A 25,614-nucleotide genomic window follows, 5' to 3' on the forward strand; every position below is an offset into this window, starting at 1 on the left:
ATTGATTCCACCTTTTAGTTCGTTACGTGAATCTTTTTCTTCCATTCCTTGAGCTCATTTTGCACATAGTCTAACTCAAGTAATTTTTCTTTAATTTGTTCAATGCTTAGAATTTGAGTATTATCCGAATTATATTCTTCTACCGTAGTGAGCTTTTGATCTCCTTCTGCGAAATACTTATCATAGTTAAGATTTCTTTGATCAGCTGGAACTCTAAAGAAGCCACCTAAATCTTCAGCTACTACATATTCTTCTTTAGTGAGAAGAGTTTCATATTTCTTTTCCCCATGACGAGTTCCAATTATATTAATTTCAGTATCAGCATTAAAAAGTTCTTTTACAGCTTGAGCAAGGTCACCAATTGTACTTGCGGGAGATTTTTGAACCATAATATCTCCTGCCTCAGCATTTTGGAAAGCAAATACAACTAGCTCAACTGCCTCTTCCAAACTCATAAGAAATCTTGTCATATTTGGATCAGTTACAGTTAAAGGTTGTCCACTTTTAATCTGTTCAATAAATAAAGGAATAACCGATCCACGCGAGGCCATTACATTACCATATCTTGTACCGCAAATAAGAGTTCTGTCTGGAGATACGGTTTTTGATTTCGCAACAAAAACCTTTTCCATCATTGCTTTTGAAATCCCCATTGCATTAATTGGGTATGCTGCTTTATCAGTTGAAAGACAGATTACCTTTTCAACTCCATATTCTATGGCAGCTGTGAGTACATTGTCTGTTCCTAAAACATTAGTTTTTACAGCTTCCAGAGGAAAAAACTCACATGATGGAACTTGTTTCAATGCTGCGGCATGAAAGATATGATCCACACCATGCATAGCATTTTTTACACTTGCTAAATCTCTAACATCTCCAAGATAAAACTTCAGTTTATCATTTTTATATTGTTTTCTCATATCATCTTGTTTTTTTTCATCACGGGAAAAAATACGAATTTCTTTCAAGTCAGTATCTAAGAATCTTTTCATTACTGCGTTACCAAAAGATCCTGTACCACCAGTTATTAATAAAGTTTTATCTGTAAACATTTTAATTTTCCTTCTTTCCATCTATTATCTTTTTAATTTTATTAACCCCATCATTATATTGCATAATTATGCTATTCAAGGTCTTATCACAGCAAGTTTCAAAATTTAACCAATCTAAAGATATATAGTACTCATATATCTCATCAGCAAAGTCTGGAGAGTCTGGATTCAGAGCTATCCCAATTTTGTTTTTTTCCACTTGATCACCCATGAATGAACCTTCATTACAAAGTTGCGGAATATAAAAAGTCACTCCATCGTAGTACTTATTCGACATTGCTGGTTGCATCGTTTTATCATTATCAAATAAGTTATGAACCAAATCAGTATTTACTATAAAATCATATCTATTGTTTGGCTTATATTCTCCATGAAAGAAAATATTTTTAATTTGATTTTCTTCGCAGTATTCCCTTAAAAATTGGCCGGTTTTTTGTTCACGCCCATGATAATGAAGCTCGAACCTTTTATCATTTGCTAATTTTCCAATTATCGTCATATTTATATTCTTATGCCTAATAAATCCCCAAAACCTAATCCTTATAGGGGCAACGTCTCTGCTTTTACTTTTCCTAAGATCACGACTTTCTAAAGCATTTATTAATATATTATGAGATGTATAGAGGTTTTCTGCTAAAGGCAAATGTTTTCTATATGCATCCGAACTAACAAATGTCGCAGATGAGTTATTAACTAATTTGTGTATTATCTTTTTATAGATAGCTTGATTTTCATAAGTAAAGTCTCGATAGTCGAGTATATACTTTTTGTTATATTTTTTTGTCAATACATCATATAAAAGTACACCAGGTGTTGAGTGTAATATAACAATCATATCAAAACTATGTTTCTTTAAAATTTGTACTGCGTACTTACGATATCCCCAAAAACTCCCAATTTTTTTTCTTAAAGGTACACTATCTTCTTGATAACGATCAAATACGTGTGTAACTACCCCCTCAGGGCTTTCTGAATCTGGATTGCTGTCCCTCTTCCAATAAAGGAGATGTATTTCACAGTTATTCTTCCTCAGTTGCTCAAGATAAAAATGCATATAAGGCATGTATGAAATTTTAGTAAAACCAAGAACAAGAACCTTCATTATTTTTCCCCTTCTACTCTTACCATTTTCTTATATAGCTTTATAAACTTTTGTGTATTAACACTTCTAGAATAATATTGTTTTCCAAATTCTTGTCCATTTTTAGCCATACGTTCACGTTTTTCTTTGTTATGATATAGGTCAAGAATCCCATCTGCTACTTCTTTTGGACTATCGTTTGAAGCTGAGATTCCTATTTCATTTTCATTAAACATCCTATAATAATCAGAGTCTTTATCCACTGAATTCACGATAGTACGGTTGCATGCCATCAATAATCCAGCTTTACTTGGAACGGAGTTTCCTATGATACCCTTTTTCAAAGGAATTAAACAAATTGAGCAGGTACTATACACATCCGAAACCATCTCTTGTGGTTCGAGGGGATAAAAGATTATATTATCTAACCCACGTTTTTCCTTTTCTTTCATAAAGGCATCCTTTTGACTACCCTGTCCAATCATCTGAAACTGTATATCTTTATATTCTTTCAATAGTTCAGCAACATTCAAAACCATTTTGTAATCAAAAACGTATCCCATAGTGCCTGCATACTGTACATAGAACTTGTCCTTCGAAAGATTATTTTTCTTTACAAATCGATTTTCTTCAAAAGACACTTCATGAACAGTACGATCATCAAACCAATTTACAATGGGATATATCTTTTCTTTTGGTACTCCTTGTTCTACTACCTTTGTCTTCATATCTTCTGAAATAACTGTTAACAAATCACTATTTTTATATGCTATTTTTTGAATCTTGTAAAATATGCTTGCAATAAACTTATTTGAAAGAACGCCACTATTAACAGCACTGCCCGGCCACATATCTTGAACACTATATAAAGTAGGTTTTTTCAAAAAAAATTTTAGTAATATTATTGAAAAAATAACAGTTGGGCAAGATTGGACAAAAACTGCATCAATATCTTTCGTTTTTTTCCATATTTTAAAACATCTAAAAGCATACGATGCTTCTTCAAGATACCTAAGAATAAATGAGTTTTTCTCAATAATCTTTCTATCAACTATATTTACACTTAAATGTTCTTTATTTTTCAATGTTTCTGGGAGATCATCGTTAATCTTTGTTCTTCTACTTTGAATTAGAGTAACTTTGAAACCACCCTCCAACATATCTTCTATCAAAGAACTAATTAGATGATTAGAAGGCCCAGGTGTATCAAATCCTTCAGTGCATATGAATAAAATATTCTTCATAGCTCTCTCCCTTTCATACTAACTTTATTTCTGTTTATTTATTTCACATGTAGTATTTATATCTTTAATTAAAATACTTTTAAACATCCGCCTTATTCCACAAATGATACACTTGATGGCAACCAACTTGTTTACAACCAACCTTATTATAAAAGTTAATTGCACCCATGTTCCGCACTTGAGTACCAACTCTTATTTCACCGCAGCCACGTTGATGTGCTTCACTTTCAACTGCTTTGAATAAACTTGTACCAATACCACCTTTAGCAAAATTTTGTGACACAGCAATAAGCTCTATTACACAGGCATTATCTGAATAAGAATGTAATAGAAAACCGTTTAGATCACCATTCTCATCCTTAGATAACGCATAAAACTTCTCGGACTTATCAAATGAATTTAAAAGCCATTTACGATAAACTTGATCGCCACCACGTTTAGCCAATTCCGGATCCTCTGTAAACTTCGAGAACTGAAAATCTGCAATCTCAATCACTTGATCATTTCTCTTTAACGATTGATGAACTGTAATGTTTTTTGGCTTTTTATGTGGGCCCTCTATCTTTTTCACAAACTGAATATTCACATCTGCCAAAAACGCAGAAGTATCTTTCCCTATCATCTGTGTATTAATTGGTTCTGAATTATGATTTACAATTGATATAAACTGATAATCTCTAAATCTTGTTTTCAGTTCATCCCAATCATTCAATGTAAGTGGCCTCTTTAAAATGGCTTTGGCGCTAGTGACACCAAAATATTCTGTATCCCATTCTAAGTCGTAGAAGGTTACTGCTTTATCTGTTATTTCCTCTTTCATTTATTCTCTTACCCCCTACACGCCTATTCTTTTGTTCTCACTTGACTTTTTACTATTTTCAGAAACAAATACATCTTCACGCTTCAATACTGATACCGCAGTTTTAAAGAATATTTTTATATCAAGCCATAAGGATAGGTTATCAATATAGTAAATATCGTGTTGAATACGTTCTTTCCATGGTACAGTATTCCTATAATACGCTTGATTAAAACCAGTTACACCAGGTCTAACCTCTAACTTACGATTTTCGTTACCCTCGTATAGCGCTTCATGTTCTGGCAAATCTGGTCTAGGTCCAATAATACTCATGTCTCCTTTAATAATATTTAAAAGCTGGGGTGTTTCATCCAAACTTGTCTTACGAATAAACTTACCTATTTTAGTTAATCTAGGATCATTTTCTGCATTAAATGTAGAGCCATCTTTATTTCTTATATCCGGAGCATTCACTTTCATAGAACGGAATTTATACATCTTGAATACTTTTCCGTTCTCACCAAGTCTTGGTGCATTATAAAAAATTGGCCCTTTGTCTTGAAAGTAAATAATCGAACTAACAATAGCTAAGATAATTAGCCAAAATGGCAGGGCAATTACTGCTAGAATTAAATCAATTACTCTTTTAAAAAAGATCTTATACATTGCGTTGCCTCACTAGAGAATCAATACTTAAGACTTTATTAATATTTTTTATGAAAATCTCAATAATATACTCCACATCCTCATCACTAAGTAGTGTATGAAGCGGCAATGTAATCTCATTCTTATAAACATCAAAAGCATTAGGATAATCCTTAATATTAAATCCTAAATTCTTATAAGCCGTAAACATAGGCAATGGCTTATAGTGGACATTACATGCAACACCCGCCTCAGCCATTTTTACGATTACTTCATTTCTCTCAGCTTCCCCAATACCAGGTATCCTCACTAGATATAGATGACCTGATGAAGAAAAGTCCTCGCCATAATGTTGCAAGCTTTGAATACCTAAAGGCAAAAGTACTTTATCATACATCTCAATAATCTCTTTACGTCTTTCCATCAGTCCTTCATATCTATTTAACTGTATCAAACCGAACCCAGCCATAATATCGGTCATATTGCACTTGTATGCGGGATAGATAATGTCATATTCCCATGCGCCTTTTTGAGTTTTCGCAAATGCATCTTTAGATTGACCATGAAGACTGTATAGCATGAATTGCTTATAAAGCCATTCATCATCTAATCCAAGTTCATTACTCCAAACAACTGCACCACCTTCTGCCGTTGTCAGATTCTTTACTGCATGGAAAGAGTAGCAGGTAAAATCAGCAACTTGACCACTTTTTCTACCTTTTCTCTCAGCTCCAAAAGCATGAGCAGCATCAGTCATTACAATTACTCTATTAAATAACTCTTGAAGTTCATTATTAGCCTTAAACAGTTCTTTTTTACTCTCCACTATTTCGAATATCGCATCGTAATCACACATCTTTCCAGCTATATCAACTGGAATAATCGCTTTTGTCTTCTCATTAATCGCATCAGCAAGTTGTGAATAATCCATTTCAAAAGAATCTGGAGCGGTATCAACCAGTACAATTTTTGCACCTACATGATCTATAATGGAAGCAGATGCTGTATATGTATATGCCGATGTAATGACCTCATCTCCTGGGCCAATTCCTAAAATACGAAGAGTAAGCTCCATAGCTGCTGTTGCGGAATTTAAGCAAACAGCTTTATTTGTCCCAACAAATTCAGCTATTCTTTTTTCAAACTCTTTTGTTCTAGGTCCAGTTGTAATCCAACCAGACTTCATTGCTTTTATAACTTCTTCAATTTCGCCATCTGTAATATCTGGCGGAGAGAAGGGTATATTTCTCAATTTATAGTCAATCATTTTAGTTTTCCTCGCTTTTTTAAAGTTTAGGTTTTTCTGAATTAAAATGCTTCTTATAAGGATTCAAAATAAAGTATCCAAGGAAGATGGCAGATAAAACATTGACCGAGTCCAAAATGATAGTAAAGGATTCCTTTTTTTCATGAAAGACAGGGATTCCTACGCATTGATCTTTTGCGACGAAATATTCTTAACCATTTGTTCTAAAAACTCTACTAACTCATCTTTTATTTCTTCATTCTGTAGAGCAAACTCTACCGTCGTTTTCACAAACCCCAACTTCTCCCCAACATCATATCGTTTTCCTTCAAAATCATAAGCAAAAACTTGTTGAATTTGGTTTAACTTTTGTATCGCATCTGTTAACTGAATTTCTCCTCCTGCACCAGCTTCCTGCTGATCAAGAAAACTGAAGATTTCAGGAGTAAGAATATAGCGTCCCATTATTGCTAAATTGGAAGGGGCTGTTCCTAATGTTGGTTTTTCTACAAAATTTTCAACTTGGTAAAGTCGTCCATCTTGAAAAGCAGGATCTATTATTCCATATCGATGAGTTTCTTCATTAGGTACAGTTTGAACTCCAATTATAGAATGATTTGTTTCTTCATACTCATTAATCAGCTGCTTTAAGCATGGGGTCTCACTCTGTACAATATCATCACCTAAAAGTACGGCAAATGGCTCATCCCCAATAAATTTACGTGCGCACCATACAGCGTGACCTAATCCTTTAGGCTCCTTTTGTCTAATGTAATGAATATTAGCAAGGTTAGTAGAGTACTGTACCTTATTTAGCAATTCTGACTTTCCTTTTTCCATTAGATTTTGTTCAAGTTCTGGAGCAAAATCGAAATGATCTTCAATTGCACGTTTGCCTTTTCCAGTTACGATGATTATATCTTCTATTCCTGATGCAACGGCTTCCTCCACGATGTACTGAATCGTTGGTTTATCAACAATTGGCAGCATCTCTTTTGGCATTGCTTTTGTGGCAGGTAAAAACCGAGTACCCAAACCTGCTGCAGGAATTATTGCTTTTCTGACTTTCTTCAATTATTATTCCTCCTTAAATCTATTTCACTACTGAGAAAATGTTGTTCTTTCTCCTATTAGCTAAATTTATAACGAATTCTTTAAGTTCTATTGAAGATAGAGTATCATGTGCGCTTAGAAGGTACTGTATTTCCTCTTCCTGTTCCAAAACTGCTTTCCCAATAAAGATCTTAGGGAACACAGCTTCACTATGAACCTCTTTCTCCCCTAATAGTTCTTCATACATCTTCTCACCAGGTCTGATTCCGGAAAATTCAATTCCAATTTCCTCAACTGTATAACCCGAAAGTTGTATAAGATTTGTCGCTAAATCTACGATCTTAACTGGTTCACCCATATCAAGTACGAAGATCTCTCCACCACGCGCTAAAGAACTAGCTTGAACAACCAACCTAGATGCTTCCGGTATAGTCATAAAGTATCTCGTCATATCTGGATGGGTGACTGTTACTGGTCCACCTGTTTGAATTTGTCTCTTAAATAACGGGATAACACTCCCTCTGCTACCTAAGACATTTCCGAAACGAACGGCAACAAATTTCGTTGTGCTATATTTTGCTAACTGCTGTATGATCATTTCTGCAATTCGTTTTGTCGACCCCATTACATTTGTTGGATTAACCGCCTTATCAGATGAAATCATCACAAACGCCCCTACACCAAACGTTTCTGCCGCTTCTGCAACATTCTTTGTACCAAAAATATTATTCTTCACAGCTTCTCGTGGATTATATTCCATAAGTGGAACATGTTTGTGTGCAGCCGCATGATATACTACATTTGGTCTGTGATTGTCCATCACTTCAAAGATTCTTTCTCGATCCTGAATATCTGCAATAACAGGTATTATTTCAATATGATCAGCATGTAATTTTTTAAGTTCCATATCAATTTGATAGATACTATTTTCTCCATGTCCTAGTAGAATAAGTTTTCCAGGAGAGAATCTGCATATTTGACGACAAATCTCGGAGCCAATAGACCCACCAGCCCCAGTTACTAGAATGGTCTTACCGGTTACATATTTCGAAATACTATTAATATCTAACTCAATGGGTTCTCTTCCTAATAAATCTTCTACTTCCACTTCTTTAAATTGATTAACAGCTACTTTTCCTAACATAATATCTTCAATCATCGGCATGATCTGTGTTTTGGCATTTGTTTTCACACATTCATCAAAGATGACCTTTAATTCTTTTTTACTTAATGAAGGAATCGCAATGACAATATTATCAATATGATATTTTTCAACCATTTCAGGAATATGTTTAGAGTTGCCAACAACGGGTATTCCTAAGATGTCTAATTTATCTTTTTTCGGATCATCATCAATGAAAGCTACCGGCTTAAGTGCAGTATCATGATTATTACGAAGTTGACGAACGACCATAGTTCCTGCCGATCCCGCCCCAATTACCAATGTATTTTTGATTTTCATTTGATTATTTACTAAACGGTCACGCAGCATTCTCCACGAGAAACGGGAACCACCAATAAGAATGACATGCATCATCCAAGTTAATGCCATTGCTCTTACATACACATCTTGAAAAACCAAAATTTGAATGATAACTACACTGATGACTGATAAGGTTACGGCTTTTACTATGGATATTAACTCTCCAATACTTGCATACTCCCAGGCCTTTTTATACAGCTTATAAATAGAAGCAAAAATATGATGGCTAATTAATAGAGAGACTGAGCTGACTAAGAGTGCTGTTAGCTTAAATATTTCTAAATATGGATGTAGGACTAAATAACTTACATAAATGGCCGATAATACAATTAAGGAATCTAATAGCGCCAGAAGTGTTAGTCGATTTCGGTAGGCCAACCAAATTTCCCCCTTTAAATAATGCATTCATGATAATCACTTACAAATTCAGCATAAAGCAGTGACCTTATAATGCTCTCAAGCTTTTCTTTGTAATAAAAAAATATAAATTTCATTTAATAATCAGAATATGTTTTCGTTCTACATAATCATGTCTATCAAAGTGCAACGTTACACTTTTGTGGAGTTTCTTTTTTTAATAGTCAATAGTCTTTGTCAGTGTCGTATTTAATTGGATTAATAAGACTAAGGGAGCATCTTGTTTTATGTAAATTAATGCTTCTCTATGGATTTCGGATAATCCATCTACACCGAATCCATTATTTTTTCTAAGTACCCTTACAAAACTTTACACATAATAGAAGGTTATATTATAATAATGAAAGCGTTTCCTGATTAACTAAAATTCTAAAAGATTCCTAAGATCTTCTTTTTAAACGGTACTGGTTTTTCAATAGAAGGACCTTGCCCCTGAATAAGCTGTTCAGCATTTTCTTTGAAGTAAAATGCACGCTCGATTCCATATGTTTTTGTGATGGCTGCATAGGCCTCTTGTAAAGTGAATCCCCTAGAGGCAATATTATGGGCATCTGTTGCAATAAAATGAGCCAAATTATGTTCAATAATTTTTTTTGAAAATGACTTAATATTTTTACCAAAGAGACCGATAATACTACCAGAGGTAAGCTGTGTTAAGGCACCTTCTTTAACCAATTTAAATAATAGATTATGATTCTTTAATAATTCCTTATTTCTCTCAGGATGTACAATAATTGGTGTAATCTCTTTTAACAAAAGCTCATAAATCAGTTCTTGTGTGTATGTAGGCACATGTCCTGATGGGAGTTCAAGCAATAAATACTTGTCGGTATTATCAAGCGTTAATACTTCTCCCTTTTCAATTGAAACAAATAATTCTCTATGTATTCTCACTTCTTGTCCAGGATGAACAGAAAGAGGAATATTCTCTTGTTGTAAGCACTCATTTAACTCAAATACACGATCAATAATGTTATCCTTCACATTTACATATCTCTCATTTAAGTGATGTGGTGTGGCAAATAAATCAGTTATCCCTGCTTCTACCGCTTTCTTTGCCATGGCCAAGCTTTCCTGCATATCCGGGGATCCATCATCAACTCCAGGGAGAATGTGGCAATGCAAGTCAATCAAATTTCACACACTTCCTTTATAAATAATAGGATAATGGGCTTAATTACATAGAAATCAGATAGGAATTAATACCCCGTTAATAGTAGCATAGAAAACTGCTATAAAATAGGGTATTAATTTGTCTTATTTTGTCGAATTTTATTTTATTTAGGATTCAGAGTAATAATAATTGCTGGTATCTGATTCCATTCCATTCAAAACGACCCCAAGTAATGCAGTATTAGCTTTTTCTAAAAGTTCTTTTGCTTTTACTGCACTTTGTTTGTTTGTCTTGCCGCTTGCTACTACCATGATCACGCCATCACATTTATTAGCTACAATTTGAGAATCAGTGACTACAAGAACTGGCGGTGTATCTAAAATGATATAATCATAGGTATCTTTTAGTTTATTAATAGCTGTTTCTATCGCTTTGGAATTTAATAACTCTGAAGGATTAGGTGGAATCGGTCCACTTGTTAAAATGTCTAAATTTAAAACATTTGAATTCGAGATAGTTTTCCTTAAGTCCATTTTCTTTGTCAATACGCTAGTAAGCCCATGTATATTACTAATTTTAAAAGCATAATGAATGGATGGTTTCCTTAAGTCCGCATCCACAAGTAATACTTTTTTCTCTTCTTGAGCCAACACAATCGCTAGGTTGGCAGCTGTAGTCGATTTCCCATCATTAGGCTCCGCGGAAGTAACCACAATGGTTTTGATTTCTTTATCCACTGAAGAAAATTGTATGTTTGTCCTAATTATTCGATATTGTTCTGTAATAGGCGATTTAGGATTAGTTTGCGCAATTAAATTCACTTGTTTTTCATCTTTACTTCTCAAAAATCCCACTTCCTTTCTTCATGTCACTGAATAGTTCTTTATTTATGTTGCGATATTTTTTGGATGGATCCAAGTAATGGCAAGTCAAGGAGTTTCTCAATATCCTTCTCGTCTCTAATCGTATTATCCATGTACTCTAGTAGGAATGCCAAACCTATTCCAGCCATCAACCCAACTACCACCGCAATAGCGATATTCAATAATGGAGATGGTTTTACAGGTGTAGGATTTTCCTTTACTTCTGCCTTCGCAAGTATGCTAACATTGTCGACATTCATTATATCTTTGATTTCATTTTGGAATGTTCCAGACACTGCGTTTGCAATTTCGGCTGCCTTGGATGGATTACTATCTTGAACCGTTAAAGAGAAGACTTGAGAATTTGCTTGGCTGTTAATCGTAATTTTTTGACTAAGTTGATCCACGCTTTGTTCTAGTTCCAGATCATCAATGACCTTCTCTAATATAGCAGGGCTTTTTATGATCACACTGTATGTATTAATCATGTCAATATTAGATTGTATTTGATTTGAATCAAGTTGGTTCTTCGATTGTTTCTGATTAACTAAAACCTGTGTGGATGATTCGTAAACAGGTGTTAATAAAAAATAAGATATTGCACCACTAATCAACGCGGCAATTAATGTCAGTAGCGTTATTAACTTCCAACGTTTCTTTAATGTTTGAAAAATATCTTTAATACTAATAGTTTCTTCCATATTATCCTCCCAAAATATTAAAAATGACCTATTGCATTATAGCATAATATTTACTATATTTATGTATTTTCAAGGGAATTTACATGAAATTTACATCGAATGACTACTTTTTCAATAAAAAAATGCTCTCGAAAATTATTTAATAGTTTTCCAAACGAAACAATTACAATTATTTGTGTCAATTTAGCGATTTCATATACCCCCCCGCCTAAAAACCCATTCAAAGAATGGGTTTTTAGGCGGGCATTCAGTAAATATTAGTAAACACTACATCCACCTTAAGAACTAATGATATTAGAAATAATTATGAAAAACAAGCCCTAACTAAATGCCTATAGAAACAAGAAAATCTGTTTATACATATGATTGGGTCAAGTATTTTAGTGCCTATTTATCATTAAAAATGGAGAAAAACTGTGTAAACTTAAAGAGATAGTAGAACAATACAATTTAGTAACTATTAAAGTATTTTTTTGAAAATATTTAATAATTAATAATACATATCTATATCTATGGTTAGGTGTGATATAAATGATAGGTTACCGTGTTAAAATGCTTAGAGAAGAAAAAAAAATGTCAATTAGTGAACTCTCAGCAAAATCCGGAGTGGCAAAATCTTATATAAGCTCCCTAGAAAGAAACCTTCAAACAAACCCTACTATTTTAGTTTTGGAAAAAATCGCAAGTATCCTTTGTATAACTGTTGATGCCCTCTTGTATGAACAAGTAGACCACAGCATGGATGATGAGTGGAAGGAAATCATGAAGGATATTATGAGGTCAGGAATATCGAAAAAGGAAATGCGGGAATTTATCGAGGTTAGGAAATGTTCTGTTCGTTAAACATGGAGAAATTATGCTAAGGTTTCTCTTTTTTCTTTTTAGCTCATTAACATCGAAAAGCCCCACTTAGTATTCATGATTCAAACTATTTCCAGAGAGGGAAAAGTGATTATAACCACTTTCCCCCTCATTATTCCCTATTAGACTACTAATGGAAGCATTCAACACAAAAACTCTATAATCTGTATTTCTTTTTTTATAATTGAGATACAAATATTTGTGACACTACTCCCCCTTAATAAATTCGTCCAACACCTCGAACCATATGATATGTCCTTGATCATTGGGATGGATATTATCATTTGTTAATATATCAGCCAATCTCATATTCTCTTCTTTTAGTTTTTTTTCAATCCCTTCCATGCTATTCATATAAGTCCATTTATTTTTTCTAATAGCACTCTCAGAAACTTTAATATAATCCACATAATTCAGCTCTAAGCTATTCTCTGTTTTACTATTGGCCACTGGATTCGGTGAAATGATTAGAATCTTTGCATTCTGTAGCTCTTTTTGTAATTTTGACATGATGTTTTTTAAATCTTTTTCTGTCTGTTCCAAACTAATCGATTGATATTGATTGTTAATCAAGGGGTTTTCAAATATAACCAGATCAGGATTATCATGAATGACCGCATCAATTTTTTTACCTTCTAACAAATCCTTTGTTGAATACCCCTCTTGGCCATGATTGATAAAACCTAATGTTTCCAATTCAGCGCTTTCAGAACGTAGACTCTTCTCTAGGCGTCCTGCCCAACTATTAGAAGAATTACTTGCACCGGTTCCTGAAGTACCATTACTGCCCATAAGGGATACAATAACCTTATCTTGTGTAAGCGACTTGTAATGCAGGTAATCTATTAGTGACTGCTGTTTATTATTTTCTGGTTTTAAACTAGCTTCCCTATCTTCTTTTTCCTTTTCTTTTATTCTTTCTTCAGCTTTTTTACCCTCTATCCCCGCTGCCTGACTCATGTTTTTCCAATGAAGATGACCAAAAACCAATACTACTAAACAAATTCCAGCCATAAATAATAAACCATATTTCTTCATCTTTACCTCCAAATTTTTGAACGTTACGGACTGACATGGAAGTCTTAACATTAGAATGCTTTCTATGAGCACTCTAGCAAGCAGTATTATTCTTTACGCAGCGGCTTGTGATTTTCTATTTATATCTGTTTTCTCTTATTAATTATACCTATCATACTAACAGCAATAAAGGATGTTTTTCCAAATAATTCCGACATCTCTCGACTTTGATAATCACCAATTTTCATTAATATACCTATATTTAAGATTAAAAAAATCCAGCATTTCTGCTGGATACTCCATAGTAACAATCATTTAACCAAATTCAATACTTCTAGAACTCTACCATCTGAATTATAGTTAAAAGTGACCGTCTTATCATCATGAATTTGATAGCTTAAACCAAAAAACTCTCCGGCATCTGGGAATCTTTGTATAAAATCATCAAGTTGTTCAGAATTTAGTTTAACAACCATAGGTTTCTTTCTACTATTAAGAGTCTCTTCTTCCTTCTCCATTAATATCTCTGTACCCATAATTAACTCCTTTAATCTCTCTCATTTACCCATCATAATATACATTATTAAATGGAAAATAAAAGGTCCTTAATTAAAATTTCACATTAATGATACGAACTCTTAACAACACTACCTAATTTCTTACAAAGTTGCCCTGCTTTTCAAGGAGAATTATTGGTTTCCAATAGAGCTGCACGATAAAGATAACACTTACAACTGGTATACAAGGTAACTCCACTCTACATAAGGATTCTGTATAGGCAGAAGCAGAAGCATAATCTAATAGCAATCCAATATTAATCCGCTATACAATCCCTGTGTGTTTTCTTGCCCACTAAAACGTTCAATCCAATAGATTCCACTTTCAACACTTCATTTAGTTCAGCCACTTTTTCCAAAATTTCCGTTTTCGTATTTTGCAAAGAGAACATTTTTATGAAGAGGCGTGCCAATAATGGTCTGAATCATTTCCGAAACAGAGAACTTCGCCATGGCTAAACTTTTTGTCTCCTCTTAGCACCTTCATATAAGGTAAGATATAGAGCTATTATCTATCACCTAAAAAACCCATTCCTCTCGTAGATCTATTCTCTTATTTATTTACCTAAATATAACATCTTTATTGATTTTCACAAATTAAATTAAGTATATTCTGAATATAAAGTGACCTCCATCCTAATTTTTTGTTTCTATAATAATTTTACAGACTAACTATTAGTCAATATTACTTAGATTCATAGTGATCACTTATTTTGTATTTCTAATTTTTATAGATTGTTCTCTATAACTTTAGTAAAATGAGAATGATAATTACTATCAATTAAGGAGAATAACTATTATGGGTGTACCCTTGTTAAAAGAAGAACTTCCGGTTTCTAATAAAATCTGGACACGTGATTTTATGATGATTTTCTTAGCTAACTTCTTTGTTTTTTTATCCTTTCAGATGACTTCCCCTACCCTCCCGCTTTTTGTAAAAGAGCTTGGTGGAAATGAACGGTATATTGGGTTGGTTGCTGGCATGTTTCTATTTTCTGCTCTGATTGTCCGCCCCTTTGCTGGACAGGCATTGGAAACAAAAGGAAGACGTTTTGTTTTCCTTTTCGGTCTAGCCTTTTTAGCTGTAGCGATTGGCTCGTTTGGATTTATGATGAGTATTTTCCTTTTATGTGCAATGAGAGTTGTTCAAGGGATTGGCTGGGGATATACGACCACCGCTTCAGGTACGATTGCCTCCGATCTTATCCCAGCAAAGCGTCGTGGTGAGGGAATGGGATACTTCACTTTATCGGGAAATTTGGCGATGGCTTTTGGACCTTCATTTGGACTTTTCTTAGCGGATGTGTTAACGTTTCAACAGTTGTTTCTGTTTTGCGGTGCATTAAGTCTAGCCGCTTGGATCATGGCTTCGACTATTTCCTATAAGAAAGTAGAACAACCTTCTGTTCCCGTTAAAACTAATAGGTTTGATATTTATGAAAAAAGCGCTGTTGCTCCGTCCGTTCTTGTTTTTTTCATTACGGTATCTTTTGGTGGGATTGCCACCTTCTTACCGCTTTATACAATGGAAAAAGGCCTGACAGGTATTCAAGTTTACTTTTTTCTATACGCATTAGCTCTTATTTTCACACGAATGTTCGCTGGCAAAATCTATGATCAAAGAGGACATCAAGCCGTCTTCATTCCATCTACCCTTTTTATCGTAGCGGCGATGCTACTGCTTGCCTGGATGCCAAGTAACATGATTCTGTATATTGCAGCTATTTTTTACGGCATTGGATTCGGTGCTGTCCAACCAGCTCTTCAAGCGTGGTCACTTGAATACGCGGCTCGAAATAGAAAAGGCATGGCCAATGCCACTTTCTATTCCTTCTTTGATCTTGGAATCGGTTTCGGTGCCATCCTCTTCGGACAAATCGGCTATCTGTTTGGGTATAGAAGTATTTACATAATGGCAGCAATCTCAGTTCTGATCTCCATTTTGGCTTACCTATGGATTTTGAAAAAAAAATGAAGTATTCTATGAATCATTTCTAAAATCTAAAAATCTTTCCACATTAACCGATAATATTTGTAGGGAACATTTTTGGGGGAATTCGCATGAAAAAGTTATGGCATAAATTTAATATACGCTATTATGAAATCCTTTTTAAGGATTGTTTAAATGATAAAATGAAATGTGAATTTCAAAGAAAAATATCTTACCATAAACTTAAACTGGGTGAATTAAATTATGCATGCAGACAAACTTCCAGAAAGTTTAAAAAGGAAGTTTAGGCCGTTCCATTTGGGCGGCTTTTTTCATGCAATGAAGAGAGAGTGCCTCTCCCCCTACTTACATCCTAATAAACTAGGCCATGAATCGTCTCAGGTAAAGATTTTTTTGATTCTATGTAAAGTTTGTAATGAATCTATGTGTATTTCGTAATTTTATTGGAATCCTTGTTTGTCTCCTAACTTTTAGTAGTATGATTGAAAAAAAGGGGGTTCTTGGGATGAAATTTTTGAAGTATATTGTCAAATTATTTTCAATTATACAAAAGGAAATACCAGTAACTCATAATAAATGTCACGTCTGTGACGGTACAGGTGCCTATGATATATATACGGACTGTCTTACTTGTAATGGAAAAGGGCTAATAAGTAAAATGGAGTATAATAGGATGATTGAAGAAGGTGAAATTTAATGGTTTCGTATAAGAAGAAACTTCGCGATAACTCTAATTCACTGACAGCTATCAATCTCAGTTACACTAGCGAAATATGTGATATATGGAAGAACAATCCTTATTACTTAATTTATTGTGAAGATCCAATCGGTAATATTATTGAACTTTACAGTCGAAGTGCCGAATTGATGTATGCAAATAAAGAGTAATGGTATATAAAAGTATTGGCTTTTTTTAAGCAACCGAATGATTCTCGGAGGCTTTTTATTCATGTTTCGACTTGCCTTAACACCATCACAACTAATATGGTTGCACATAATAAAGAAATAACTTCATCATACTTCCCCCCACTTCCACCCTACTCTCAAAGTTTACTTCACTATAACAACTATCAGCTATAAATAAAAACAAGCCTCCGAGATTTGCTCAGAGGCTTTTAATATTTAAAAAAATCGACATAGATATACAAGTTTTTTCCGGCTTTTTGCTTAGAGATTTTGATCGAGAATGTGCCTTTACTCGTTGCTTTGGCAGAGCCGATGACATCGACTATTGGATCACGGATTTCAAATTCTGATATGCAGTACAGTCATTATTAACCTTCTTATAGAATGTAGGGTTCCCTTCCATATCATCAACCATAATTATGACAACAAGACTATACATCCTTTTGGTTAGAATTAATTTTTAATAAAGTGTGACTTATTTACAATTAAAATAGAGAATTTATCTTTATTTATTTGACTTTATTCCTGTAGACATATTGAATTTCATTTGTATGTAACAGGGTGAGAAGGATCAATAAATTTTATATTTTTTAAGACGCACATTTACAACCTTGAGTAATATTATGGGCTAATATACTAGGAGTTTTTTAGGGGGAATGATGTGAGTGTTAAAAAAAGTTAGCCTATTATTTCTTTTACTCGTACTTGTATGTAGTATTTGGGGTTTTTCTTCTGCATCTGCAGCAGAAGATAAAACAAGTAAGGTTGTCTATTTAACGTTTGACGATGGTCCGAATCAGTACACGCCAACAATTTTAGATATCTTAAAACAGAAAAAAGCAAAAGCGACCTTTTTTATGATTGAAGGAAATATTAAACGTAATCCAAAAACCGTAAATCGAATGATTAAAGAGGGAAATTATCCTGGGTTACATAGTGTTTCCCATGATGCAAAAAAATTATATAGAGGGAGTTCAAGTAATGTCGCAATCGAAATGGAGAAGACAAGACAAACGTTGTTAAAGGTTTCAAAGTTTGACAGTAAGCTGACTAGAGTTCCATACGGTAGTAAACCCTATATGACAAAACCGTTTCGAGATACCTTAGCCAAAAAGGGGTTCAAAATGTGGGATTGGAATATTGATACACTAGATTGGAAGTATAATAAAACAAACCCTAGCAAGATAACGTCTAACGTTAAAGCAGGTTTGAAAGGAAAAAAAGGTCCAATCGTCATTCTTTTTCACGATTCAAAAGGAACCGCACAACAGCTTCCGGAGATTATTGACTATCTAAGAAAACAAGGGTATAAGGTTGAGGTTTACAATCCAAAAAACCATATTGTCATGAATTTTTGGGAAGATAAAAGATTCTAAGATACCTAAAGAATCGAACCCAAATATCCATTGATGTTATATGAGAGTGCTAACCAAAGGTATTTAGCGACCTATGGTAGCAGATTTCTGAATTTCAAAGAAAAATAGCTTACCATAAATTTAAACTGGTTGATTTAAATAATTCACAAACTTCCTCATAGATTAAGGAAGTTAGGCCGTTCCATTTGGGCGGCTTTTTTCATGCAATGATGAGATAGTTCCTATACCCCTCCCAAAGTATAATTTCATCAGAAACTACCAGCTACATAAAAAACCCTCCGAGATTCACTCAGAGGCTTCACATATTCAAAAAATATTCTCGTCATTTTTTAACAGTAACTTTCTTTGACGCACTTACGTTTTTCGCTTTATCTTTGGCATAGATATATAGGTTTTTCCCGGCTTTTTGTTTAGGGATTTTGATTGAGTATGTGCCTTTACTCGTTGCTTTGGCAGAGCCGATGACTTTTTTAGATGCTTTTACGTATACAGTGGAGTTGGCTTCTGCTTTGCCGGTTACTTTTGTCGTTTTTGTTGTTACTGTATTGACTGACGGTATACCTGGTGCTGTTTTATCTGCGACGGTGACTTGTTTGACCGAGCTCGTATTTCCTGCTTTGTCGGTTGCTGTTACGGATAGAACTTTACCGGCCTTTTGTTTTTTCGTCATCGTAACAGTGAAATTCCCTGAGCTATTGGACTTTGCTTTTCCAAGCACAGTGCTGCCTATTTTGACAGTAACAGTAGAGCCTGCTTCCGCTTTGCCAGTTACTTTTGTCGTATTGTCACCGACACTATTCACAGTCGGTTTCGTAGGTGCTGTTTTATCTTCTACCTTAACTAAAACAGGAACACTTTTATTTCCCGCATTATCGACAACTCTTGTATAGATTAACGTGCCAGCTGTCTGTTTAGCGATAGTCGCTGAAAACGTCTTTTCCCCGTTAATCTTCACTGTGGCGAGTGTTTTTTCATTAGTATAAATGGAAAGGGTGCCTGTTTTGAAATCACTTGGAATTTTCCCTTTGATCAACGTATCCTTATCAGAAATCGCCGTCACAGTTGGCCTAGTCAGCGTCTTCATTTCAAGCGCTTTTTTGGCATTCACTCGGCCATTTCCATAGTATATATCTTTCCCTTTTGTACCTAGGTCAAGAGCTGAATCATAGAGGCGGTATTCCACCTCATATTTAGTGAGTTTTGGCTCATTGGACCAAATCAGTGCTGCTACACCGGCCACCATAGGCGTAGCCATTGATGTTCCACTCATCCAACCATATCTATTATTTGGTAATGTTGAAAGAATATAGTCGCCAGGGGCGGCAATATCGACTGTTGAATGATAGTTGGAATAACTAGTTCGCTTATCTTTTGAATCGGTAGCGGCCACAGAAATGACATGACTGAATGCAGCTGGATATACGCGCTGTAAACTTTTCCCCATATCTCCTTCATTTCCGGCAGCTGCGACAATCAATAAGCCTTTATTATAAGCCTCTTGGACAGCCTTGTTTAACGCTTCCGAATAACTGGTCTCGCCTAGACTCATATTAATAATGTCTGCCCCCTGCTGAACGGCATAATGAATGGCCTCAATGATATCAGCAGTATCGGCATATTTGCCATTAAAAACGTTAATCGGCATAATTTTAATGTTTGGCGCAACACCTGTTCCACCTAAGTCATTGTTGGCAGAACCTGCGATGATTCCTGCAATATGTGTTCCATGTTCCCCTACTGGTACAATATTCTTCCGATTGCGTACAGCATCATAGGGACTGTCGATTTTCCCTTTTAAATCTTCGTGATTACGATCAATTCCATCATCAATGATGGCCACGACCATTTCCTTTGAACCCATGGTTTTTGTCCATGCAGCTTGTGTACCAAGTTTTTTGTGATGCCACTGGTCTATGTAGGCTGGATCGTTCGGGCTTTCCATCTTCTTAAAAAGATAGTTAGGCTCTGCATATTCTACATTCTTCTGATCTTCAAGTTCCTCGATAAGATTGTCGGTTGTTTCCCCTTTAGGAACGTCGACCGTCTCTATTAAATCTCTGATTGGCTCATTGTTCGTCTCTTTATATTTTACAAGAACACCGTCAGTTTGTGGACTCTCAGCAGCTTCTGGCTGATAGCTTGGTAGAATCATAAGTATTAATATAACTGAAAGGCTCAACTGAATGAATTTGTGCATAAAATCACTCCAAAAGTATGATTAAGAATAGATATGGATGAGGAGGTTTGATACTTGAACCAACTCTACTATTATTCCTAATTAGATTGTATACCTAGTGATTTAGATTTACTAACCTTTTCATCTAGTTAAAATAGCTCATTTCTGGCAAAAACAAAAAACCGCTATATGCGGTTTAATGTCCTCCTAAATATGCATTCTTGATTTCTTCGCTTGCGGTTAGTTCCTCGGATTTACCGGATAGAACGATACGGCCTGTTTCGACTACATAGGCTCTGTCCGCGATAGATAGGGCCAAGTTGGCATTTTGCTCGACAAGCAAGATGGTTGTACCGGTTTTATTGATTTCTTCTATAATATTAAAGATTTGTTTAACTAGTAATGGTGCAAGTCCCATAGATGGCTCGTCCAATAACAGGAGGCGCGGCTTTGCCATAAGGGCTCGGCCCATCGCAAGCATTTGTTGTTCTCCTCCGGAAAGAGTTCCAGATTGCTGCTTCAGTCGTTCAAGCAAACGCGGGAATAATTCATAAACTTTCTCCATATCTTGCTTGATGCCTGCTTTATCTTTTCGTAAATAGGCACCGAGCTGAAGGTTTTCTTCCACCGTCATATTCGCGAAGACGCGGCGGCCTTCTGGAACATGAGAGATTCCCATTTTCACAATAGATTGTGCGGCTTTTCCGCCGATAGATTGCCCTTCGTACATTATTTTTCCTTGTTTCGGTTTTAATAGGCCGGAAATTGTTTTCAGCATCGTACTTTTCCCTGCACCGTTAGCCCCGATTAAGGTTACGATTTCACCTTCGTTTATTGAAAGTGAGATACCTTTCAGCGCTTGAATGTTTCCGTAATATACGTTAATGTCCTCGATTTTTAACATTATGAAACCTCCTCGCCAAGATAGGCCTCGATGACTTTTGGATTGTTACGAATTTCTTCTGGCTTTCCTTGAGCGATTAGCTGTCCGTGATCGAGTACGTATATGCGTTCGCAAACACCCATGACAAGCGGCATATCATGTTCAATCAATAAAACGGTCAGATCAAATTTTTCACGGATGAGGGCAATCAAGTTCATTAGTTCATGCGTTTCCTGCGGGTTCATCCCGGCTGCCGGTTCATCTAGTAAAAGCAGTTTCGGATTTGCTGCAAGCGCACGGGCTATTTCCAAGCGTCGCTGTTTACCATATGGCAGGTTTTTTGCCTTTTCATCCTTGTATTGATCCAGGTTAAAAATTTTCAAGAACTCAATAGCCTTATCATCCATCTCCTTTTCCCCTTTAAAATGGATAGGCAAACGGAAGATCGAACTCAAAATACTATGTTTCGAAAGAGAATGATAGGCAACCTTTACATTATCAATCACTGAAAGTTCACTGAACAAGCGAATGTTTTGGAATGTCCGACTGATCCCTTTTTGTGTGATTTTATATGGGGGCAGTTTTCTTAAGTTCTCACCTTCTAAAGAAATCGTGCCCTCTGTAGGGACGTAAACTCCTGTCAGCAAGTTAAAGAAAGTTGTTTTTCCAGCACCGTTCGGCCCAATCAAGCCAATTAGTTCTCCTGGATATAACTCGACGTTAACATCAGAAACGGCTTTAAGCCCGCCGAACTGGATGCCGACTGAATCGACTTTAAGCAGCGGTGTTTTTATTTTCATGGCTGCTGCCTCCTTTACGTTTGAACATGGATGTTATTTCTTTTGTACCCATTAAACCTTGTGGACGATAGATCATCATCACGATAAGCACAAGGCTGTAGATGATCATTCGTGTTTCCGGGTAATCTTGCAGGAAAGTCGTAACAACCGTTAATAATATTGCGGCCAATACGGCACCGGAAAGACTTCCAAGACCACCAAGTACTACTAAAATCAAAATATCAAATGATTTCAAGAATCCGAAGTTCGATGGCTGAATAATATAGAAGTTATGCGCGTATAACCCTCCAGCAATCCCTGCAAAAAAAGCACCAATCGCAAACGCGACAACTTTGTAATACGTCGTATTAATTCCCATCGAATCTGCAGCCGTTTCGTCCTCGCGGATCGAAATGCAGGCTCTTCCGTGGGTCGAGCTTGTAAAGTTTCGGATAACGATGATCGTAACGAGAACGGCAACAAACACCCATGGCCAAGTAGTTAAATGGGAAACCTGCATGCCGCTCGCCCCTCCAACATAATCAATATTCAAAAGAATAATCCGGACGATTTCCCCAAAACCGAGGGTCGCAATCGCCAAGTAGTCTCCTTTAAGACGTAAACTTGGGATTCCGATGATCAAACCGGCCAACGCTGCCACCAAACCGCCAACTATCAATGCCACAACAAACGGCATTTCTAACTTCATGGTCATTATTGCTGAAGCATAGGCACCAACTGCCAGGAATCCAGCATGTCCGATGGAAAACTGTCCGGTCACCCCGATGATTAAGTGTAAGCTTGCTGCTAGGATAATATTAATCCCGATGAACATGAGCGTATTTTGATAAAAAGGATTTAGCGATCCGCCGCCGATTAAAACTTGAATCACGGCGAAAAAGATCAGTGATAGCGAAATCGAGAGCCAAAAACCTTTTGCTCGCTTAAATGTAGTCATTGCTTTGTCTCCCCTATACTTTTTCTTTTTTGTTTTTACCGAATAAGCCTTGTGGCATGAAAATCAAGATAAGAATCAGTACGATGAAGGCTACAGCATCACGCCATAATGAGTAACCGGCGGCACTGACCAATGCCTCGATGACACCAAGCAGTAAGCCTCCAACCATCGCGCCCGGTATAATCCCGATTCCTCCAAGTACGGCAGCAACAAATGCCTTCAAACCTGGCAGAACACCCATAAGCGGCTCAATTTTAATATAATAAATACCGAAAATGACACCTGCTGCTCCAGCTAAAGCGGAACCGATTGCAAATGTTGCCGAAATTGTGTTATTAACATTTATCCCCATCAACTTAGCCGCATCCGCGTCAAAAGAAACGGCACGCATGGCTTTTCCTATTTTTGTTTTATGAACAATGATTTGTAAAATGATCATTAAAACTACAGCTACACCGAAAATTAAGACCGATTGACTGTTGATAGAAACTCCAAAAATATTAAATTTGTCTGTTGGCAATACATCACTTGGATAAGCCTCTGGCTGTGCACCACGAACGTAGATGAATCCATATTCGATTAAAAGCGAAACCCCTATAGCTGTGATAAGTGCGGCAATACGCGTTGCGTTCCTCAACGGCTTGTACGCAATCCGCTCGATTAATACCCCAAAGAGAGCGCAGACTGTCATCGAGATTAATAGAGCAGGTACGAATGATAGATCCAGAACCGTTATTGAGTAAAAACCAACGAATGACCCAACCATGAAAACATCACCATGAGCAAAGTTAATTAATTTAACAATCCCGTAAACCATCGTATAACCGAGAGCGATAAGGGCATAAATACTTCCTAGTGAAACCCCGTTAATTAGCTGTTGTATCAATTCCATGTTCGACTCTCCTTGAAAAATCTAATTTTATAATATGGCAAGTTCAGACTCTCGTTTCCACTCAAAATGGAAGTTCCATAAGCCTTTATATACTAGAAAAATGAGAATTCGCCAGCACCTTCTATTGTAAGAAAGGCCGGCGAAAGGATTAAAACTTTTACTCTATCATTAAGGATTGATTTTTGTGTTAAATACTTGTTTCCCATCTTTAAACTCAAGAATGGTAGCAGATTTGATTGGATTGTGTTTTTCATCCAAAGTAAATGTCCCAGTTACAAGTTCAAGGTCTTTTGTTTTCTCAAGGGCATCCTTAATTTTTTCTGAATCTGTCGAGCCTGCCCGTTTAATTGCATCTGCAAGGTAGTATCCTGTGTCATATCCTAAAGCATTAAAAGCATCAGGAGATTTATCTTTGTATTTCGCTTTAAATGCAGACACAAAATTCTGAATTTTCTCATCAGGATCACCTGAAGAATAATGGTTCGTGATGAATGTGTTATTTAGCGCTTTAGCACCGGCAATTTCTACTAGTTTAGGAGAGTCCCAACCGTCGCCGCCCATAAATGGTACGTCAAGTCCTGTTTCACGTGCCTGTTTCACAATCAGACCAGCTTCTTCATAATAACCAGGTAGGAAAATAAAATCCGGTTTTGCTGATTTCAAACGAGTCAATGTAGAACGGAAATCAGTATCCTTCGCAATGTAAGCTTCTTCTCTAACGATTTTCCCGCCATTTGCAATGAATTGTTCTTTAAACGCTGCCGCTAATCCTTTTGAATAATCACTTGCGCTATCAATATAGATGGCAGCACTTTTTGCTTTGACTTCACTAGTTGCAAAATTCGCAGCAACTGTACCTTGGAACGGATCGATGAAGCTTGTTCTGAAAATATAATCGTTCAATTTATCATCTTTATATGTGATTTCCGGGCTTGTCCCAGAAGGGCTGATAACTGGAACTTTATTATCTTGTGCAATCTGTACTTGTGCAATCGTGTTCGTACTTGTAGCTGCACCAACAATTGCTGTAACCTTATCTTGTGAAGTCAGCTTGATAGCACCGCTTGTTGCTTCAGACGCTTCAGATTTATTATCAACTTTTATAAGTTTGATTTTTTTACCGTCAATTCCTTCTTTGTTAATCTCTGCAGTCGCAAGCTCTAGACCTTCCGCAATCGATTGACCATATGAGGCTACACCACCTGATAATTCAAGGTTGACCCCAATCTTAATTGTTTCTCCCTCTCCACTTGATTTCTCTGATGAACCAGAGCCGGAACAACCCGCTAAAACGCCTGCTGCAAGTGTTAAAGAAAGGAATGCACCTGCTAGTTTTTTCTTTTTCATAATTAACCCCTCCATTTTGTAATCATAGCTCTGATGCATGAATATTTATTCAAAACGCCCCAGAAAAAATTGATTAGATTAAATGTTTATAATTAAATAAATATTTCGAAAATTAGTTTACCGCATAAATTTCATTCCGTCTATACAATAATTGAATGAATATTTTGCTAAATGGTATATTTTTCACAGAGGCTACTCACTGTTTCTATTTTT

The 25,614-nt window shown here is 35.8% G+C and carries 25 protein-coding genes; 5 read left to right on the forward strand and 20 right to left on the reverse strand.

Annotated features, from left to right (window positions below; genetic code table 11):
- Positions 1 to 14: 14 nt before the first annotated feature.
- The 11 genes from RE409_RS19680 to RE409_RS19730 form a co-directional block, all read right to left on the reverse strand.
- Positions 15 to 1,052: a polysaccharide biosynthesis protein gene (locus tag RE409_RS19680; protein ID WP_309557934.1), complete on the reverse strand. Its 1,038-nt coding sequence runs from the start codon at positions 1,050 to 1,052 to the stop codon at positions 15 to 17.
- A 1-nt stretch (position 1,053) separates the two neighbouring features.
- On the reverse strand, positions 1,054 to 2,154 hold the full coding sequence (locus tag RE409_RS19685) for a glycosyltransferase family protein (RefSeq protein ID WP_309557935.1): 1,101 nt from the start codon (positions 2,152 to 2,154) through the stop codon (positions 1,054 to 1,056).
- On the reverse strand, positions 2,154 to 3,377 hold the full coding sequence (locus tag RE409_RS19690) for a glycosyltransferase family 4 protein (protein ID WP_309557936.1): 1,224 nt from the start codon (positions 3,375 to 3,377) through the stop codon (positions 2,154 to 2,156). The genes RE409_RS19685 and RE409_RS19690 overlap by 1 nt, the downstream gene beginning before the upstream one ends.
- 79 nt (positions 3,378 to 3,456) lie before the next feature.
- Positions 3,457 to 4,197: a GNAT family N-acetyltransferase gene (locus tag RE409_RS19695; protein WP_309557937.1), complete on the reverse strand. Its 741-nt coding sequence runs from the start codon at positions 4,195 to 4,197 to the stop codon at positions 3,457 to 3,459.
- A gap of 15 nt (positions 4,198 to 4,212) precedes the next feature.
- Positions 4,213 to 4,842 (reverse strand): sugar transferase, encoded by a 630-nt coding sequence (locus RE409_RS19700; RefSeq protein WP_309557938.1) that lies wholly within the window; start codon positions 4,840 to 4,842, stop codon positions 4,213 to 4,215.
- A complete protein-coding gene (locus tag RE409_RS19705) occupies positions 4,835 to 6,088 on the reverse strand; it encodes a DegT/DnrJ/EryC1/StrS family aminotransferase (protein WP_309557939.1) in 1,254 nt (417 codons plus the stop codon). Before RE409_RS19705 ends, RE409_RS19700 begins: the two co-directional genes overlap by 8 nt.
- Positions 6,089 to 6,247: 159 nt before the next feature.
- A complete protein-coding gene (galU, locus tag RE409_RS19710; RefSeq protein WP_309557940.1) occupies positions 6,248 to 7,141 on the reverse strand; it encodes a UTP--glucose-1-phosphate uridylyltransferase GalU in 894 nt (297 codons plus the stop codon).
- A 19-nt stretch (positions 7,142 to 7,160) separates the two neighbouring features.
- A complete protein-coding gene (locus RE409_RS19715) occupies positions 7,161 to 8,981 on the reverse strand; it encodes a polysaccharide biosynthesis protein (protein WP_309557941.1) in 1,821 nt (606 codons plus the stop codon).
- A gap of 408 nt (positions 8,982 to 9,389) precedes the next feature.
- Positions 9,390 to 10,154: a tyrosine-protein phosphatase gene (locus RE409_RS19720; RefSeq protein WP_309557942.1), complete on the reverse strand. Its 765-nt coding sequence runs from the start codon at positions 10,152 to 10,154 to the stop codon at positions 9,390 to 9,392.
- 147 nt (positions 10,155 to 10,301) lie between these two features.
- Positions 10,302 to 10,988 (reverse strand): CpsD/CapB family tyrosine-protein kinase, encoded by a 687-nt coding sequence (locus tag RE409_RS19725; RefSeq protein ID WP_397444124.1) that lies wholly within the window; start codon positions 10,986 to 10,988, stop codon positions 10,302 to 10,304.
- A gap of 29 nt (positions 10,989 to 11,017) precedes the next feature.
- Complete coding sequence (locus tag RE409_RS19730; RefSeq protein ID WP_309557944.1) at positions 11,018 to 11,698, reverse strand: YveK family protein; 681 nt, start codon at positions 11,696 to 11,698, stop codon at positions 11,018 to 11,020.
- Between the two features lie 531 nt (positions 11,699 to 12,229).
- Between RE409_RS19730 and RE409_RS19735 the strand changes: the two genes are divergently transcribed.
- A complete protein-coding gene (locus tag RE409_RS19735; protein ID WP_309557945.1) occupies positions 12,230 to 12,541 on the forward strand; it encodes a helix-turn-helix domain-containing protein in 312 nt (103 codons plus the stop codon).
- Between the two features lie 225 nt (positions 12,542 to 12,766).
- On the opposite strand, the gene RE409_RS19740 is transcribed toward RE409_RS19735, so the two are convergent.
- The 3 genes from RE409_RS19740 to RE409_RS19750 all read right to left on the reverse strand — a co-directional run bounded on the left by RE409_RS19740 (position 12,767) and on the right by RE409_RS19750 (position 14,516).
- Complete coding sequence (locus RE409_RS19740) at positions 12,767 to 13,597, reverse strand: SGNH/GDSL hydrolase family protein (RefSeq protein WP_309557946.1); 831 nt, start codon at positions 13,595 to 13,597, stop codon at positions 12,767 to 12,769.
- A gap of 290 nt (positions 13,598 to 13,887) precedes the next feature.
- Positions 13,888 to 14,112 (reverse strand): hypothetical protein, encoded by a 225-nt coding sequence (locus RE409_RS19745; protein WP_309557948.1) that lies wholly within the window; start codon positions 14,110 to 14,112, stop codon positions 13,888 to 13,890.
- A 278-nt stretch (positions 14,113 to 14,390) separates the two neighbouring features.
- Positions 14,391 to 14,516: a hypothetical protein gene (locus tag RE409_RS19750; protein WP_309557949.1), complete on the reverse strand. Its 126-nt coding sequence runs from the start codon at positions 14,514 to 14,516 to the stop codon at positions 14,391 to 14,393.
- A gap of 416 nt (positions 14,517 to 14,932) precedes the next feature.
- Between RE409_RS19750 and RE409_RS19755 the strand changes: the two genes are divergently transcribed.
- The 4 genes from RE409_RS19755 (at position 14,933) to RE409_RS19770 (ending at position 18,366) form a co-directional block, all read left to right on the forward strand.
- Complete coding sequence (locus RE409_RS19755; protein ID WP_309557950.1) at positions 14,933 to 16,108, forward strand: MFS transporter; 1,176 nt, start codon at positions 14,933 to 14,935, stop codon at positions 16,106 to 16,108.
- Between the two features lie 481 nt (positions 16,109 to 16,589).
- A complete protein-coding gene (locus tag RE409_RS19760) occupies positions 16,590 to 16,781 on the forward strand; it encodes a hypothetical protein (RefSeq protein WP_309557951.1) in 192 nt (63 codons plus the stop codon).
- Complete coding sequence (locus tag RE409_RS19765; RefSeq protein WP_309557952.1) at positions 16,781 to 16,972, forward strand: hypothetical protein; 192 nt, start codon at positions 16,781 to 16,783, stop codon at positions 16,970 to 16,972. Before RE409_RS19760 ends, RE409_RS19765 begins: the two co-directional genes overlap by 1 nt.
- Positions 16,973 to 17,655: 683 nt before the next feature.
- Positions 17,656 to 18,366 carry a polysaccharide deacetylase family protein gene (locus RE409_RS19770; protein ID WP_309557953.1) on the forward strand — a complete coding sequence of 237 codons (711 nt, stop codon included), beginning with the start codon at positions 17,656 to 17,658 and terminating at the stop codon, positions 18,364 to 18,366.
- 322 nt (positions 18,367 to 18,688) lie between these two features.
- Here the strand turns inward: RE409_RS19770 and RE409_RS19775 are convergent, their stop codons facing one another.
- The 6 genes from RE409_RS19775 to RE409_RS19800 all read right to left on the reverse strand — a co-directional run bounded on the left by RE409_RS19775 (position 18,689) and on the right by RE409_RS19800 (position 25,401).
- Positions 18,689 to 20,563, reverse strand: coding sequence for a S8 family serine peptidase (locus tag RE409_RS19775; protein ID WP_309557954.1), 1,875 nt, complete (start codon positions 20,561 to 20,563; stop codon positions 18,689 to 18,691).
- A 175-nt stretch (positions 20,564 to 20,738) separates the two neighbouring features.
- A complete protein-coding gene (locus tag RE409_RS19780; protein WP_053347107.1) occupies positions 20,739 to 21,446 on the reverse strand; it encodes an ABC transporter ATP-binding protein in 708 nt (235 codons plus the stop codon).
- Positions 21,446 to 22,225: an ABC transporter ATP-binding protein gene (locus RE409_RS19785; RefSeq protein ID WP_201185993.1), complete on the reverse strand. Its 780-nt coding sequence runs from the start codon at positions 22,223 to 22,225 to the stop codon at positions 21,446 to 21,448. The genes RE409_RS19780 and RE409_RS19785 overlap by 1 nt, the downstream gene beginning before the upstream one ends.
- Positions 22,200 to 23,162, reverse strand: coding sequence for a branched-chain amino acid ABC transporter permease (locus RE409_RS19790; RefSeq protein WP_201185994.1), 963 nt, complete (start codon positions 23,160 to 23,162; stop codon positions 22,200 to 22,202). Before RE409_RS19790 ends, RE409_RS19785 begins: the two co-directional genes overlap by 26 nt.
- A gap of 13 nt (positions 23,163 to 23,175) precedes the next feature.
- Complete coding sequence (locus RE409_RS19795) at positions 23,176 to 24,054, reverse strand: branched-chain amino acid ABC transporter permease (RefSeq protein WP_053347110.1); 879 nt, start codon at positions 24,052 to 24,054, stop codon at positions 23,176 to 23,178.
- Between the two features lie 168 nt (positions 24,055 to 24,222).
- Positions 24,223 to 25,401 (reverse strand): ABC transporter substrate-binding protein, encoded by a 1,179-nt coding sequence (locus tag RE409_RS19800; protein WP_309557955.1) that lies wholly within the window; start codon positions 25,399 to 25,401, stop codon positions 24,223 to 24,225.
- Positions 25,402 to 25,614: the final 213 nt, after the last annotated feature.

It is taken from the genome of Peribacillus sp. R9-11, from assembly GCF_031345095.1.
Lineage (GTDB): Bacteria > Bacillota > Bacilli > Bacillales > DSM-1321 > Peribacillus > Peribacillus butanolivorans.

Coding starts and splice junctions, on each gene's coding strand:
- RE409_RS19680 (WP_309557934.1), bottom strand. CDS start 1,052: ATGTTTACAGATAAAACTTTATTAATAACTGGTGGTACAGGATCTTTT.
- RE409_RS19685 (WP_309557935.1), bottom strand. CDS start 2,154: ATGAAGGTTCTTGTTCTTGGTTTTACTAAAATTTCATACATGCCTTAT.
- RE409_RS19690 (WP_309557936.1), bottom strand. CDS start 3,377: ATGAAGAATATTTTATTCATATGCACTGAAGGATTTGATACACCTGGG.
- RE409_RS19695 (WP_309557937.1), bottom strand. CDS start 4,197: ATGAAAGAGGAAATAACAGATAAAGCAGTAACCTTCTACGACTTAGAA.
- RE409_RS19700 (WP_309557938.1), bottom strand. CDS start 4,842: ATGTATAAGATCTTTTTTAAAAGAGTAATTGATTTAATTCTAGCAGTA.
- RE409_RS19705 (WP_309557939.1), bottom strand. CDS start 6,088: ATGATTGACTATAAATTGAGAAATATACCCTTCTCTCCGCCAGATATT.
- RE409_RS19730 (WP_309557944.1), bottom strand. CDS start 11,698: ATGGAAGAAACTATTAGTATTAAAGATATTTTTCAAACATTAAAGAAA.
- RE409_RS19735 (WP_309557945.1), top strand. CDS start 12,230: ATGATAGGTTACCGTGTTAAAATGCTTAGAGAAGAAAAAAAAATGTCA.
- RE409_RS19740 (WP_309557946.1), bottom strand. CDS start 13,597: ATGAAGAAATATGGTTTATTATTTATGGCTGGAATTTGTTTAGTAGTA.
- RE409_RS19745 (WP_309557948.1), bottom strand. CDS start 14,112: ATGGGTACAGAGATATTAATGGAGAAGGAAGAAGAGACTCTTAATAGT.
- RE409_RS19755 (WP_309557950.1), top strand. CDS start 14,933: ATGGGTGTACCCTTGTTAAAAGAAGAACTTCCGGTTTCTAATAAAATC.
- RE409_RS19760 (WP_309557951.1), top strand. CDS start 16,590: ATGAAATTTTTGAAGTATATTGTCAAATTATTTTCAATTATACAAAAG.
- RE409_RS19765 (WP_309557952.1), top strand. CDS start 16,781: ATGGTTTCGTATAAGAAGAAACTTCGCGATAACTCTAATTCACTGACA.
- RE409_RS19775 (WP_309557954.1), bottom strand. CDS start 20,563: ATGCACAAATTCATTCAGTTGAGCCTTTCAGTTATATTAATACTTATG.
- RE409_RS19780 (WP_053347107.1), bottom strand. CDS start 21,446: ATGTTAAAAATCGAGGACATTAACGTATATTACGGAAACATTCAAGCG.
- RE409_RS19785 (WP_201185993.1), bottom strand. CDS start 22,225: ATGAAAATAAAAACACCGCTGCTTAAAGTCGATTCAGTCGGCATCCAG.
- RE409_RS19790 (WP_201185994.1), bottom strand. CDS start 23,162: ATGACTACATTTAAGCGAGCAAAAGGTTTTTGGCTCTCGATTTCGCTA.
- RE409_RS19795 (WP_053347110.1), bottom strand. CDS start 24,054: ATGGAATTGATACAACAGCTAATTAACGGGGTTTCACTAGGAAGTATT.
- RE409_RS19800 (WP_309557955.1), bottom strand. CDS start 25,401: ATGAAAAAGAAAAAACTAGCAGGTGCATTCCTTTCTTTAACACTTGCA.